Origin of the sequence: Bacillus sp. ISL-35, assembly GCF_018613355.1 — a bacterium.
Classification (GTDB): Bacteria; Bacillota; Bacilli; order Bacillales; family Cytobacillaceae; genus Mesobacillus.
This window is the reverse complement of record NZ_JAGGQK010000006.1, coordinates 89,571-103,487: the sequence shown is the minus strand read 5'-3', so window position 1 is coordinate 103,487 and position 13,917 is coordinate 89,571. Positions and strand designations below refer to the sequence as shown.

The 13,917-nt window shown below is 43.5% G+C and carries 12 protein-coding genes; 1 reads left to right on the top strand and 11 read right to left on the bottom strand.

Annotated elements, in window-relative coordinates; genetic code table 11:
* Positions 1–168: 168 nt before the first annotated feature.
* The 6 genes from J7E38_RS09890 to J7E38_RS09865 form a co-directional block, all read right to left on the bottom strand.
* Entirely contained in the window at positions 169–1,479 is a 1,311-nt protein-coding gene (locus J7E38_RS09890; RefSeq protein ID WP_214705584.1) for a helix-turn-helix domain-containing protein, read from the bottom strand.
* A gap of 31 nt (positions 1,480–1,510) precedes the next feature.
* Entirely contained in the window at positions 1,511–2,752 is a 1,242-nt protein-coding gene (locus J7E38_RS09885; RefSeq protein ID WP_214705583.1) for a M20 family metallo-hydrolase, read from the bottom strand.
* A gap of 65 nt (positions 2,753–2,817) precedes the next feature.
* The gene (locus J7E38_RS09880) at positions 2,818–4,092 is read right to left on the bottom strand and encodes a M20 family metallo-hydrolase (protein ID WP_214705582.1); all 1,275 of its coding nucleotides are present in this window, start codon (positions 4,090–4,092) and stop codon (positions 2,818–2,820) included.
* Between the two features lie 23 nt (positions 4,093–4,115).
* A complete protein-coding gene (locus J7E38_RS09875; RefSeq protein WP_214705581.1) occupies positions 4,116–5,636 on the bottom strand; it encodes an AbgT family transporter in 1,521 nt (506 codons plus the stop codon).
* 21 nt (positions 5,637–5,657) lie between these two features.
* Positions 5,658–7,085: a M20 family metallopeptidase gene (locus tag J7E38_RS09870; protein ID WP_214705580.1), complete on the bottom strand. Its 1,428-nt coding sequence runs from the start codon at positions 7,083–7,085 to the stop codon at positions 5,658–5,660.
* Positions 7,086–7,111: 26 nt separating this feature from the next.
* On the bottom strand, positions 7,112–8,410 hold the full coding sequence (locus J7E38_RS09865; protein ID WP_214705579.1) for an amidohydrolase: 1,299 nt from the start codon (positions 8,408–8,410) through the stop codon (positions 7,112–7,114).
* Between the two features lie 374 nt (positions 8,411–8,784).
* Here J7E38_RS09865 and J7E38_RS09860 point away from each other — a divergent pair, with 374 nt between their 5' ends.
* A complete protein-coding gene (locus J7E38_RS09860; RefSeq protein WP_214705578.1) occupies positions 8,785–10,095 on the top strand; it encodes an acetamidase/formamidase family protein in 1,311 nt (436 codons plus the stop codon).
* Between the two features lie 276 nt (positions 10,096–10,371).
* On the opposite strand, the gene J7E38_RS09855 is transcribed toward J7E38_RS09860, so the two are convergent.
* The 5 genes from J7E38_RS09855 to J7E38_RS09835 all read right to left on the bottom strand — a co-directional run bounded on the left by J7E38_RS09855 (position 10,372) and on the right by J7E38_RS09835 (position 13,861).
* A complete protein-coding gene (locus tag J7E38_RS09855) occupies positions 10,372–10,845 on the bottom strand; it encodes a RidA family protein (RefSeq protein ID WP_214705577.1) in 474 nt (157 codons plus the stop codon).
* A 514-nt stretch (positions 10,846–11,359) separates the two neighbouring features.
* Complete coding sequence (locus tag J7E38_RS09850; RefSeq protein WP_214705576.1) at positions 11,360–11,710, bottom strand: 2Fe-2S iron-sulfur cluster-binding protein; 351 nt, start codon at positions 11,708–11,710, stop codon at positions 11,360–11,362.
* A gap of 301 nt (positions 11,711–12,011) precedes the next feature.
* On the bottom strand, positions 12,012–12,698 hold the full coding sequence (locus J7E38_RS09845; RefSeq protein ID WP_214705575.1) for a GntR family transcriptional regulator: 687 nt from the start codon (positions 12,696–12,698) through the stop codon (positions 12,012–12,014).
* Positions 12,699–12,737: 39 nt separating this feature from the next.
* Positions 12,738–13,268 (bottom strand): chromate transporter, encoded by a 531-nt coding sequence (locus J7E38_RS09840; RefSeq protein WP_214705574.1) that lies wholly within the window; start codon positions 13,266–13,268, stop codon positions 12,738–12,740.
* Positions 13,265–13,861 (bottom strand): chromate transporter, encoded by a 597-nt coding sequence (locus J7E38_RS09835; protein ID WP_214705573.1) that lies wholly within the window; start codon positions 13,859–13,861, stop codon positions 13,265–13,267. Before J7E38_RS09835 ends, J7E38_RS09840 begins: the two co-directional genes overlap by 4 nt.
* Positions 13,862–13,917 lie beyond the last annotated feature (56 nt).

Sequence of the window (13,917 nt, the reverse complement as noted above, 5' to 3'; positions counted from 1 at the left end):
CCCTCAAATGCAATTTACAACCAATGAATTAAATACAGCCTCTTTCATTTAAGTTTCAAAGATAGCTACACTAAAAACAGTTCAGCATGAAAATAAAAAACTGCAGATAAGTTTGTCTGCAGTCCGAATATCAATAAGTAATTAATTTTTATCTTTAGACCATTCCTGTTAAAACAACAATTCATAAACCTTCCGTGGTCTGCCTCTTTGTCCTGGCTGTTCTTCACCCGTGACTTTGGCAAGGCCAAGACGTTCGAGTTCGACCATGATTCTCCTTGAATTGCGTTCAGTTCTTTTCAGCCATCTTGAGACTTCTTGTGCTGTCACAATATTTTTTTTGTAATGTCTTGAGAGATACTCGATTTTGCTTACGATCCCGGGGCTGATCCTGGCTTCTTTAAAGCGCTCTTCCCAGTCTTCTCCCCATTTACGCTGCTGATAGGAGATGTTCAGTTCTCCCGTTTCTGACCGGTGCTCATTAATCTGTTTCTTTTCATCAACACTGACAACAGATGGGGTCTGTTTTTCTCTGGCATAATGCAAGGCAAGTCTCACATTTTGTTCCGCATCATAGGCGGTCAATCCGTAGCCTATCCCAATTCTGAGCTTTAATTTGCTGTGGACTTTTGCTTCTTCTATCAGGGAATACATAGCGGACTCTTGAAACTGCATATCCATCTCGCCCCTGGTCGTATAGATAAAGAACAAGCCATCGCCGATTTGTACGAATGAGCCTTGCAGTTTTTCGGCATGATCAAGCATGACCTGCTTGATCTCAAGTTCACGCCGCTTCATTTCGTAACTAAAATACTGCTGATCCAGCGAACTTGCTGAATGGATCACCTCAAGTCCAATAATCGCAATCTGTGACTGTTTGTACCAGTTGGATTGTCCTCTCTCCTTCAAGTTTTGCAGAACCAGCTTGATGGCAACTGGGGAAGGAATTACTCGGTAACAAGGAATTCCCATTTCCTTCAGCCGGTCATGAACTTCCTGAACACAGGTAAAAGCCACTTCAATTTTACCTTCATCATGTAGTTTTTTATGGAATGAGATGATTTCCTCGGCTGGTTTGTATTCGTTATAGGAAAAAGAATGTATTTTTATATCACCCAAATAATATGTACTGGTCAATGTATCCAGTTCTGATTGTTTGATGGTATCAAGGCTGGCATTCTGTATAACGCCTTCCTTTAAATGAGCTCCCAGGAGGGTCCCTAGCAAGCTTGAACCATACAATGGCGGAAAATAAGCATTATCTTCCCGGATCAATCCTTTAGAGCGTGCATAATAGTATGGAGCCTGGCCGGAGAAAAACCAAAAATCCACTTCATCTTGATAGTCACGGATGATGATTTCTGTCTCCTTTGTTTCTTTATAAATATACGGAACCATTTCAAGATCAATATGTTCCCGCCCTAAAGCAAGGATGTGGCCAACAGAGTCTTCTGGGCCCACTAACCCGACACGGATTTTCATCTTTTACACCTACTTTTTTTCTCTTCAGCTATTAACCTGCTTCATTTTTAAAATATTGTGTGATAATGTCTGTACCTATTTGTAAATCATCAAGTGAGGCAAATTCTTCAGGATGGTGACTTAAACCGTTTCGACACTTGATAAAAATCAAGCCGGATGGCCATTGAGCGGCCATGTTCATCACATCGTGACCTGCGCCGCTTTCGAGAACCATAGCTTTATAGCCTAGAGATTCTCCAGCAGCCTGCAGTTTACTTCTCACTATTTCATCTAACTGGACGGATGAATTATTTACCAGAGTAGTCATTTCAATTTTAACACCAAATGACTGTTCAAGCTGTATACATTTATCGTAAATATGCTCTTTCATTTTCTCTTTTAGCTGATCATCGACACTGCGGATATCCACACCAAGTTGTAAGGTTCCTGGGATAACATTCATGGCGTTAGGTTTTAGTTCGATGGTGCTGGCCGTGGCAACGATTGGGACTTCACTTGCAGCCGACAGGGCCTCAGCTGTTTCTGAGATAAAACTTATCAAAGGCGCAGCTGCTACAAGTGCATCCTTTCTTTTCCCCATTGGTGTCGTTCCCGTATGCCCCATTTGCCCGGTAATCGTTACTTTTAAGCGAATCGGGCAAGCGATCGCAGAAACAACACCAAATTCTGCCCCATTGTCCTCAACCCTGGTACCTTGTTCAATGTGCAGCTCAATAAAACTTTTCAGTTCGGACTCAGTCCTATGTGCCTGGTCAATTTTCTCCCATTTAAGTCCCATGCTTTCAACTGCCTGGCGGATTGTGATACCATGCTCATCTTTAATACTCTCGAGTTCCTTCTTATTCAATAACCCGCTCATCGCTTTGCTGCCAATTGTCGAAACGCCGAATCGCGATGATTCCTCGGAGGCAAAACAAATCACCTCAATTGGGAAAGCGGGCTTGAATTCTTCTTCTTTTAACTTCTTAATAGCAGCAAGGCCGCAAAGTACACCTGCAACTCCATCATATCCACCACCGTCTTTTACGGTATCCAGATGGGAACCAACAGCAACTGCAGGTAAAGATTCACCCGCGTCTGTTTCCCACCTGGCAATGGCATTCCCCGCTTTATCCCTATGTACGTTCAAGCCCAGAGTCTCAGCAAGCGAAACAAAAACATCAATCGCCTTCCACTCTCCATCCGTATAGCCTAGCCGACAAAAACCCTCCGGACGATTCATTGTTTCTGTTAAATTCAACTCGCACAGATGCTTCTCAAGCCAATCCTTCATGGCCATTTCTCCCTTCAAATGAATAGATTGAAAATGAGGCAGATGTCTCTGCCTCACTCCAAGAGTTAATTTAGTTTCTGGATTGATTCAAAAAGAACATGGACAGCAGATAGCAAAGTCTTTTCATTGATATCAAACTTTTCATTATGATGGCCGGCCGCAAGCTCTGTTCCGAAAATACAGTATGTTGCCTGCCCGCCGTTTTTCTGCACTCTTTCAATAAAGTAGGTGGCATCTTCAGAACCTGCAGGTGAGTTATCCTCAAACACACTTTCCAGAATATATGGTGATTCTTCGGCACAAGCATGTAGCACACTGGCTAGCTCTCTCGAACCTTTGGCACTAATTGCTTCACCAACGGTTTGGATTTCATATTCTACACTGTACATTTGAGCAGAACCGGCGATTACTGCTTCCGCCTGTGCTTTGACAAACTCATTGATCTCTGTGTTTTCCCCGCGGGTTTCTACCTTTAAAAAGGCACGGTCAGCGATGATGTTTCTGCCAGAGCCTGCATGAAGTTCACCGACATTGATTCTTGTCGCACCTTCAGAATGACGAGGAATGGCATAAATATTAAGTGTTGCAGACGCAGCTGCCAGCAAAGCGTTTTTCCCCTGTTCAGGGTTTCCCCCAGCATGTGAGGCTACGCCCTTAAAAGTGATGTCAAGCTTCGAAGTAGCCAGGAATCCATTTTTGGAAGCGACAAAATGTCCATCTGGAACCCCGGTTCCTACATGGGAGGCGATAAAATAATCGACATCATCGACTACATTCGCTTCAACCATTGAGCGGGCTCCTCGGGTTCCCTCCTCAGCTGCCTGGAAAATCAATTTGATTTTCCCTTTGAGACTGTCCTTATTCTCAGCTATCAAGGTTGCCAGTCCCAATCCGATTGTTGTATGGGCGTCATGGCCACAAGCATGCATCTTATACGGAAGAGTCGACCGGAACCCTTCTTTTTTCGGGAAGTGGCTTTCCTCCTGAGATTCATTTATGTCCAAAGCATCCATATCAATACGGAAAGCAATCGTTGGACCTTCCTTTTTCGTATCCCATGTGGCGACAATCCCTGTATATCCCTCTGAAAAAGGCTCTATATAATCTTTTTTGGCTCCGTTTTGAAGTGACCATTGATAATGTGCTTCCGTTTCCTCTTTTCCGGGCTTACCCATACAATGGTCAGACGACATAACGTCTTTTCCCGCTTGAAGCTCAAAGCCAAGATTGTCAAGAATTGAAGCAACAATGGAAGCTGTCCGCATTTCCAAAAATCCAGTTTCAGGATGGCGATGGAAATCTCGACGCCATTCTATTAATTTTTCTTCTAGATTGTTCATTGTATATTTCACATCCTTTTTTCTTAAAGAAATGGTGTAATACCAGGGCCAAACGGTAGTTCAAAAAAGAAGAAGATTAAAATCATGATGATCCATGTCAATAAGAACATCACAGAATATGGAAGCATCAAGGCAATAAACGTTCCAATACCGGCTTTTTTATCATACTTCTGCATGAACGACAGGACGATGACCATATACGGCATTAATGGAGTCACGATGTTTGTTGATGAATCCGCAATTCGATAGGCTACCTGTGTAAATGCTGGATGGTAACCAAGCTGCATGAACATCGGTACGAATACGGGAGCTTCTAGTGCCCATTTTGCAGAACCTGAAGTGATCAGGAAGTTCAATGCTGCGGTAAAGAAAATATAGCCAATGATCAATCCTATTCCAGTAAACTCAATATCCTTCAGGAATTCCGCTCCGTTGACCGCAATCCATGTTGCAATATTGGACCAGCTAAAATATGCGATAAACTGTGAAATTGCGAATATTAGGACAATATAAGACGAAAGATCCTTCATCGCTTCAGCCATAAAGCTGGCAACATCTTTACTGCTCTTAATATTACCAACGGTTATTCCATAGACGGTACCGATAATGATAAAGAAGAACAGAATAATCGGGATAATGCCATCGAGGAATGGTGATGGAACCAGGCCGCCATCCTCATTAGTCAATGGACTGTTCGGCAACAGAATCGCAGCTAGAATAACCGCAATATAAAGCCCACCAGCAATAGCGGCATTGCGTAAAGCTTTACCTGCTTTAGGAGGATCTTCTGTAAGTGCTTCCTCTACTGCATCCCCTTTATACTTACCAAGGCGCGGTTCAATGAATTTAGTTGTGATAAGTCCGCCAACGATTGTAAGGACAAACACGGATACAATATTGAAATACCAGTTGTCAACTGGTGTTACGACAATATTCTCATCAATAATCTGTGCAGCTTCTGTGGATATGCCCGCTAGCAGTGCGTCTGTTCCTGCAATCAACAGATTCGCTGTAAAACCAGCACCCGCTGAAGCGTATCCTGCAGCCAAGCCGGCAATCGGATTCCGGCCAACTTTGTAGAAAACCATTGCAGCTAGAGGGGGAATCAGAACCATTGCTGCATCGGAAGCGATATTCCCCATAATACCTACAAAAACAACTGTGTATGTGATCAGTGCAGGAGGTGCTTTCAGAATTGTTCTCTTGATCGCATAATCAAGCATGCCGACTTTTTCAGCAAGACCAATACCAAGCATCATCGATAATACTAATCCAAGAGGCGCAAAACCAGTGAAATTATCCAGCATAGATGTCAAAATATACTTCAGGCCTTCAGCAGAAGCAAGGTTTTTTACTGCAAGCTCCTCTCCTGTACCCGGGTGTGTGACAGATGCACCAAAGGCACTGAAAATAGCTGAAGCAATGATGACCAGCACTGCAAGGATTGCAAATAAAATAAACGGGTCGGGAAGCTTGTTCCCTACTCTTTCAATTCCATTCAGAAATCGCTGGGCTAAGCTTGCTTTCTTCTTCTCTGTAACCATATTTTCGCCTCACTTTTTAATTTATTTTAATGTTGATGGCTTAACGTCTTTTGGTATTGGACATGTATAAGGATTGGCTTTGCGGAACTCATCGAATTCCTGTTTAACAGCCTTCAATTTTGCCTCATCCTCAAACAATTGAACCGCTGTCAATGCCATTGATTTTGCTGCCCGAAGCATTCCTTTATGGGCAAAGCTGCTTATTCCCTGGGTGGTCATCTGCCACGTGTGCAGCGGAGTACCCAATGCTGAAGTCGCAACGGTCAATTGCGCAGTGGGAACAATCCAACTGACATCTGAGACATCCGTGGAGCCGGCAAGGATTTCATTGGATGCTTCATACGGCGAGATGCTGTCCGAGAGATACTTCCCCTCGAATTCACTTCCGTTCCCAACATATCCAAACCCTTTTAACAGGTCCAAATAACTCTCTTTTTCCCCGTCTGACAGTGTGGACCAAATTTCTTTGGCAAAAGTCACTTCTTCTACTGCGGGTTCTTCAGTACCAGCTTCCACTAGGCTTTCATGGAGGATTTTTTCAAGACTACGGTTTGGTATATAGTTCGAACAAGCCTTGTCAAATTCAATGGAAAGCTCCGTTTCTGTCATCAATGCTGCACCTTCTGCAATCTTGCAGACACGTTTGTAGATGCCATCCACCTGCTGCACTTTAGGAGCTCGGATCAGATACAGCACTTCTGCATCAGCCTGTACGACATTTGGCGAAATGCCGCCAGTGTTGGTAACGGCATAATGAATTCTTGCTTCAGGAACGATATGCTCTCTTAGATAATTAACTCCCACATTCATCAGTTCGACTGCATCCAGCGCGCTTCTGCCCAAATGCGGTGAGTTTGCAGCATGGGAGGAGACTCCTTTAAGCCTGAAATACACCTGATAGTTTGCCAGACTGGAAAGGCTCATGATGGCGTTTGCTGGGGAAGGATGCCAGGATAACGCAGCATCTACTCCGTCAAACACGCCTTCCCTGACCATGAACGTCTTTCCTGAACCGCCTTCTTCCCCCGGACACCCGAAAAATTTCACGGTACCGGAGAGGTTATGATCTTCCAGGTACTTTTTAGCGGCGCATGCAGCGGCAAAAGCACCAGTTCCGAGTAGGTTATGGCCACAGCCATGACCAACATTCACTTCTGTTGGCTCATAACCTGTTTTGTCTGGTTCCTGTCCCAAACCAGAAAGAGCATCAAATTCTCCAAGGAACCCTATCACCGGGAAACCGCTTCCAAAAGTAGCAACAAATGCAGTTTCTATACCGCCTGCATTCCTTTCTACAGAGAAACCGGCTTTTTCACACTCAGATGCCAAATACTCCGCTGACTCGTATTCTTCGAATCTAGTTTCCGGATGATCATAAATATACTTGCTGATTCTCTCAAAAGTCTCTTTGTTTTCGGCGAGATACGTTTTCACATCGGTGTTTTTCATGTCTCCTCCTTGAATAAAACTATTTATCAATTAATTCTAGAGCCGCCATTAATGATCGAGATGAATGTATCCACCGCAACCATCAGAACCTCCTCTTGAAAATCAAACTCAGGATGATGGTGCGGATGGTCAAGCTTTGTCCCGAAAAGCATATAAGTCGCCTGCCCGCCGTGCTGTTGAACCCGGTTCATCATCAGACTGACATCTTCAGAGCCAGAAACAGTCACTGATGGCAATACTTCTTTTACATAATCGCTTTCTGCACACCATTCAGTAATTTTCGGGATCAGCTCCTCATTGCAGACAACCACTTCGGTCAAGCCAACCGGTTCAATCGTGCAGGTTACATCGTGCATATCGGCTGCAGCCTGGAGAATCCTCGTCGCTTTTTCAGCCATGTATTCGGCAATTTCAACTGTTTCCCCACGGACTTCGATTTCCATGTAACTATTTTCTGGAATGATATTCCGTCCGCTTCCAGCAACTAATCTTCCAACGTTCACCCGGGTCACACCGTCGTGGTGACGGGGGATAGCATATAAGTTATTGGCCGCAGTAGTAGCTGCCAGCAGCGCATTTTTGCCAAGCTCAGGATTCATCCCCGCATGGGAAGAAACGCCTTTAAAATATGCATTGTATTTCGTTGAAGCAAGGAATCCTGGTGTCGTAGCGGCAATCGTTCCAACCGGAAGAGTTTGAATGCCGATGTGCCCGGAATAGAAATAATCGACATCATCAAGCCAGCCTTTAGCCACCATCGCCCGAGCTCCGCGTCCACCTTCTTCGGCAGGTTGAAATAGCAAGGTAAAACGGCCATGCAAGGTATCATTATGCTTTGCAATATAATTGGCGACTCCAATACCGATACTGGTGTGTCCATCATGTCCGCATGCATGCATGACGTTCTGTTTCTTGGATACGAATTGATGTTTTGCCGGGAAATGCTTCGAATCCAGCGATTCATTAATCGGCAAAGCATCAATATCAAAGCGGAAACCAACATGGTCCCCTTCTTTCGCTGTATCCCATATAGCCACCAATCCCGTGTTGCCCCCACGCATTTTATCCAGCCACGACTCATCCACTCCCCAGTCAAGTGCCTTCAACTCATGCGCCATCAAATCACTCTCCGGAGGAACTCCCATACGCGATTCCTCATCAAGCGCTTCCTTCCCGACAAACAGCTTAAAACCAAGGGCTTCAAGCTCCTTCCCGATCCTGTATGTTGTGATATACTCCATAAAACCCAGTTCAGGTAAGGCATGTAAGGAACGTCGCCATTCAATTAATCTTGGAGTTAAATCTTTTACGAAACTACTTGTCATTGATGTCTCTCCTCTCTGTAAAAATTTTATGTATGAACCGGCAATTATAGACTACAAACGGAAAGTTGCCATATATAAATCTGGTATTACGGACATTTTCCGTTTAATTACCTTAAATGTAATTATACACGAATATTTCGAAAATTCAATTTAGAGCTAAAGAAAAATACTGGGTAATTTTACGTGAATTAGTTATTGTTACTCTCTTTTAAATTTTCTCACAAAATAAATACGTCCCTAAATATAATTCATTTCCTTCGCCTCCCCCTTTAAATACAACTATAATTAAATTAGTACTCACAGGTGAAAAGGTGTCCAAACCAGCGGCATCTTCAGACAACTTTTGTACCAAAAATTTGAAAGGGTGATTTACAATGAGAGAAGCGCAGCAAACTGTGTATGTGAATGAGTTTACCAATGGCATCCTTGACCCTGCACAAGAAATGCTCGGTCCTGTAAAAAATGGCGGGCATATCATTGCCAACACGACGCCGGGATGCTGGGGACCGATGATTACACCTTGCATCCGTGGAGGACATGAAGTAACCAAACCGGTATTTGTTGAAGGCGCGGAGGTCGGCGATGCGATTGCCATCCGCATAAAGTCCATCCAGGTCACTTCCATGGGAACTTCCTCTGGGAACGATGCACCGGTTGAAGGAAGGTTTGTTGGCGATCCTTTTGTCGCAGTGAAATGTCCGGGTTGCGGAGAGCTTTATCCGGATACGAAGGTTGTAGGCACTGGCCCTGAATCGGTTCGATGCAGCAAGTGTGGTACAGATGTAACCCCTTTTGTTTTTACAAATGGCTATACAATCGCGTTTGACTCAAACAGACAGGTGGGTGTCACTTTACATAAGCAAGCCGCAGAAGAAGCAGCAAAGCAAGGGCGCGAATTTATGAACACGCCGGAAAATTCCGTACAAAACCCAATCGTCGCTTTTGCCCCACATGATTTGGTCGGCACAGTCGCAAGGCTTCGTCCTTTCCTTGGCCAGCTCGGGACAACGCCTGGCAGAGCCTTACCTGATTCACATAATGCTGGTGACTTTGGCCAATTCCTGGTGGATGCCCCTCACGAATATGGAATTACCAGAGAACAGCTTGAAGACCGAACAGACGGCCACATGGACATTAATAGAGTTCGCGAGGGCGCCATCCTGATTTGCCCTGTAAAAGTAGAAGGCGGCGGAGTGTATATCGGGGATATGCATGCGATGCAGGGAGACGGTGAGATTGCAGGTCATACAACAGATGTCTCAGGTATTGTCACCCTTCAAACCATCGTCATAAAAGGATTGAACATCGATGGACCGATCCTGCTGCCTGTGGGTGAAGACCTCCCTTACCTGGCAAAACCAATCACAAAAAAAGAAAAGGCAACCGCTCAAAAAGTAGCCGGACAATGGGGTGTCCGCAAGTTGGAGGAATCTCTGCCAATCTCCTTTATCGGCACCGGAGCCAACTTGAACGAAGCAACCGAAAATGGCTTGCAGCGTGCAGCCGAAGCATTCGGAATCACTGTTCCAGAGGTCATGAACAGAGCCACCATTACAGGTTCTATCGAAATCGGCCGGCACCCTGGAGTCGTCACTGTGACCTTCCTTGCCCCAACCAGTTATATTGATCAAATGGGATTAACGCATTTGATTAAAGATCAGTATCGTGACCTTTTGGAAAAATAGTATGTAAAACAGACAGGATTACTTCCTGTCTGTTTTAGTTCAAGAACGTTTGAAGAGAAGATACGACCTTGTTAATCAGACAATAGCTTAAATTCGTCTGCCAAGGTTAGTTCGACCACCTTTCTAAGGTGTATAAGAAAGGATAGGCTATTTACACCAGCCATTCAAAACTGCCTGACTGAAGCTGAAAGCCGATTGACTTTAACATGTCATAGACAGAAAGGGAACAAATAAAAAACTGCCCATATTACAGAGCAGCCCATGAAAGAATGTAAGCTATTTAATTTCAACTACCATTTCAATTTCTACCGGGGCTCCTCCTGGGAGAGAAACCATCCCTACTGCTTTGCGTGCATGTCCATTTTCTTTACCGAAAATTTCATTAAGTAGATTTGATGCAACATTGATAACGGCAGGATGGTCTTTAAAGTCGCTGGTCGCAGCAACGTATCCATCCATTTTGACTACTCTCTTTACTTTATTTAAATCTCCAATGGTTCCTTTTAGGGCTGCCAGTAAATTTAGCGTACAGATTCTTGCTGCTTCTTGTGCTTCCTCGATACTAATGTCAACTCCAAGAGTCCCAGAGTACTTCTGAACACCATTCACTCTTGGCGTTTGGCCGGATAGGTAAACCATATTTCCAGAGATAACCCCCGGTTGAAACGGCATCTTGATATCAACTAGAACAGGCAGCTGGATATTTAACTCTTTCAGCCTTTCTTCAATACCCTTTTTCACCCCTTCCATTGCTAAGCCTCCTGGGAAACACTTTGTCTTAATGAAGAATAAAGCTTTTTGGTGGACTCGTAGGAACGGTGAGTATAATAAACTTTGGCAAAAGCATGATTTTCACAAAGCGAGCATTTTATTTCGTACGGAGCTTTTCGAATATGAGGCGTTTTCAATAATTTGATGACTTCTTTCAGATGGCTATTGCAAACCCACATGATTTCACCTTCTTTTAGTTTTTTCGACTCTATTGCTTCCGTTGATTCCCGCTACAGGTACTATGGCGAACCTTGGGGGCGGGGTTCCTCGACTTCGCCGTTTGGGTCTCCTACATTCCTCTACTCTTTCAGGACATACAATTTGCTTCCTAGGCTTTGCAACGATACGAAATCGATCTCCTTTAGAGAATCAAATCCCCCTCCAGTCTCTTCTGCAAATTAAACTAAGTTTAAAAAGCAACAATGTTTACGGAAGGTTTTTTTGTCACATCATTTCGGTTTGTTACGGCCATTACAAATGGAAGATCTTTTGATTATTTGCTTGCAGATACCGTCGGCTTTAATTTATCCGGCTTTCTTTTCTTTACCTGGCTGGTTACTTCCTCGTCCCAGGAGATGGCGATATCACCGTTAGTGACAAATGTCTGGCAACCTAACCGGTAGCCTTTCTCGAGCCACTCTTCCCCTAGCTTTCTTCTTTCCTGGATTTTGACATTATCCAAGTATTCCGACCCTTCTTCTGCTTTAAAAACACATGTTCCGCAAATTCCGCCGCCGCATCGGTTTGGAAGTTCTCCATCATAGCGAAGGGACATTCTTAATATATTTGAATCCTCCGGCACTTCTAGCTTCTTATTGCTGTTAACAAAATGGATGTTTGGCATGATCGAATTCCTCCTTGTTGTATCTTTATGGTATACAATATACCATATTAATAATTTTCAGACAATATTAAACTTTTAAAAAATTAAAGTTTTGCTTGTTTTCAAAAGAAAAATCCCTATTACTATTTAACAGTAAAAGATTGATTTCCAATGATCAGGACTTCCAATCTACTAATCCAAGCTCGCACTGATCCTTTCCAGAATTCCTATATAAGAACAACACTCTTTGGTCCTGAACTTATCTTTATACTTTTTTACTTACCATTCAATGGAACACAGTCTAATCCTGGTAACTGCCCGTTTAAGACCAGTTATTAAACTTCTTTTTAATATCTTCCATATAAGCTATATAGGCTTTCTTTGAATTTTCAATATGAATCCTCATTAGGTACTCAGCTATTTCAGAATCTTTGTCACGCAGAGCCTTCATGATATCGATATGTTCTTTTAATGAATCCTTCCTTCTGCCTGGTGTTTCATAGCCCATATTGGCAGCCATATGAATATAATCGATAAGTCCGGAAAGAAGTTCGTATAATTTAGGGCTTTTAGAGGCTTTATTAATTAACCTGTTCATTTGAATATGCTCCGAATTAAAGTTCTCTTCAGCCTGGTCATCCAGTTCCATCAGTTCCTGGATTTTCCGGTCCAATTCTTTTTGTGTGTCTGTATCCATTCTTTTTGCAGCCAATTTTACAGCAAGGACTTCCAGGGAAGAGAGAATCGTAAATACTTCCAATACTTCATCTTCTGAAATATTAGAAATAACAACTCCTTTCCTAGGCACGGTTTTCACAAAGCCTTGTGATTCGAGCCGGAACAAAGCCTCGCGTATCGGGGTACGGCTTATGTTCAGCTTGGCAGCCAGCTCTCTCTCAACGAGACGGTCACCAGCCTGGTACTCCCCTTCTAAAATGCGCCTTTTTAAGTACAGATAAGCATGTTCGCGTATGGATATAAGTTGATTTTCCTCCCATGTTTTCTCCATTTTTTCACCTGCTATTATATTTTTATAGACCGATTGAAATTAAGATAAGAAAATCCCTCCATAAAACAATGCACCAAATATAACGAGAGAAGGATGTACCTTATACCTTATTAATGTTAAATAACTTACCACTGCCAGTAATATAAGATGAAGAGCTCCGCTGTCTTCGAAAGCTGTTAGAAAAAATTGATATGCCATAACAGCCAGTAGAACAGCTATGACCGGCTGCACGGACTTCGTCATAAGTTTTACCTTAGGCGAGTCTTTGAATAAGTTCACAAACTTAAATAGCAAGATGACTGCCAAAGCGGATGGAAGAATGGTTGCTGCAAGAGCTAAAACTGCTCCTAAAACCCCACCTAATTCGTAGCCGATAAAGCCCGCCATTTTTGTTGCTATGGGTCCCGGCAAAGCATTGGCGATAGCAAGCACATCGCCGAATTCAGAAATTGTCATCCATCCATTTTTGTTTACCACTTCAATCTGAATCAGCGGTATAGTTGCCGGTCCGCCGCCGTAGCCAAGTAAATTCGCGATCAAAAATGACCAGAATATATCCCAATAAATCATGAGCTTTTCTCCCTTACAGTAAACAATTCTTTATTAACACTTTTTTCAGCTTTTTCTTTCCGATGGGCAATATAAAAAGCAGAAATCAGCACAGCCGCAATCAATATTCCCGGATGCCATTCCATAAACTGGACAAAAATTAATGATACCGCCGCGAGCAAAAGTGTTTTGGTCATACCCAGACCCTTGCTGCCTTTCTGGAAAAACCGGTAAGCCATTTCCGCTAGCATAAAGCCGATTACAGGTGTTACACCCTGGACCATCCCGCTTACGATTGGGGATTGGCGGAACGAGTAAAGCACGCCTAGCAAGGCGATCATGGCAATGATAGATGGAAGGATATGCGTAAGGATTGCTATGGTAGCGCCTAGACCTCCTTTTACTTTAAAGCCAATATAAGCTGCCATTTTTGTTGCAATAGGCCCGGGCATCGTATTGGCCAACGCTAAAATCTCCCCAAATTCTTCTTCATTCATCCACTTGTATTTTTTAACTGCCTCAAATTCGATTAGCGGTATGGTCGAAGGCCCTCCTCCATACCCTGTCACACCGGTGCGAGCAAATCCAATCGCCAATTCAAGATAAGGTTTCATGCTATCCTCCCCCTTTAGTCATTCTTTAAAGTCCCTATGATTGAATAAGGACCTCA

Excerpts from the sequence above, each read along its gene's own strand:
- J7E38_RS09890 (WP_214705584.1), bottom strand. The coding sequence starts at position 1,479 with ATGAAAATCCGTGTCGGGTTAGTGGGCCCAGAAGACTCTGTTGGCCAC.
- J7E38_RS09885 (WP_214705583.1), bottom strand. The coding sequence starts at position 2,752 with ATGAAGGATTGGCTTGAGAAGCATCTGTGCGAGTTGAATTTAACAGAA.
- J7E38_RS09880 (WP_214705582.1), bottom strand. The coding sequence starts at position 4,092 with ATGAACAATCTAGAAGAAAAATTAATAGAATGGCGTCGAGATTTCCAT.
- J7E38_RS09875 (WP_214705581.1), bottom strand. The coding sequence starts at position 5,636 with ATGGTTACAGAGAAGAAGAAAGCAAGCTTAGCCCAGCGATTTCTGAAT.
- J7E38_RS09870 (WP_214705580.1), bottom strand. The coding sequence starts at position 7,085 with ATGAAAAACACCGATGTGAAAACGTATCTCGCCGAAAACAAAGAGACT.
- J7E38_RS09865 (WP_214705579.1), bottom strand. The coding sequence starts at position 8,410 with ATGACAAGTAGTTTCGTAAAAGATTTAACTCCAAGATTAATTGAATGG.
- J7E38_RS09860 (WP_214705578.1), top strand. The coding sequence starts at position 8,785 with ATGAGAGAAGCGCAGCAAACTGTGTATGTGAATGAGTTTACCAATGGC.
- J7E38_RS09855 (WP_214705577.1), bottom strand. The coding sequence starts at position 10,845 with ATGGAAGGGGTGAAAAAGGGTATTGAAGAAAGGCTGAAAGAGTTAAAT.
- J7E38_RS09850 (WP_214705576.1), bottom strand. The coding sequence starts at position 11,710 with ATGCCAAACATCCATTTTGTTAACAGCAATAAGAAGCTAGAAGTGCCG.
- J7E38_RS09845 (WP_214705575.1), bottom strand. The coding sequence starts at position 12,698 with ATGGAGAAAACATGGGAGGAAAATCAACTTATATCCATACGCGAACAT.
- J7E38_RS09840 (WP_214705574.1), bottom strand. The coding sequence starts at position 13,268 with ATGATTTATTGGGATATATTCTGGTCATTTTTGATCGCGAATTTACTT.
- J7E38_RS09835 (WP_214705573.1), bottom strand. The coding sequence starts at position 13,861 with ATGAAACCTTATCTTGAATTGGCGATTGGATTTGCTCGCACCGGTGTG.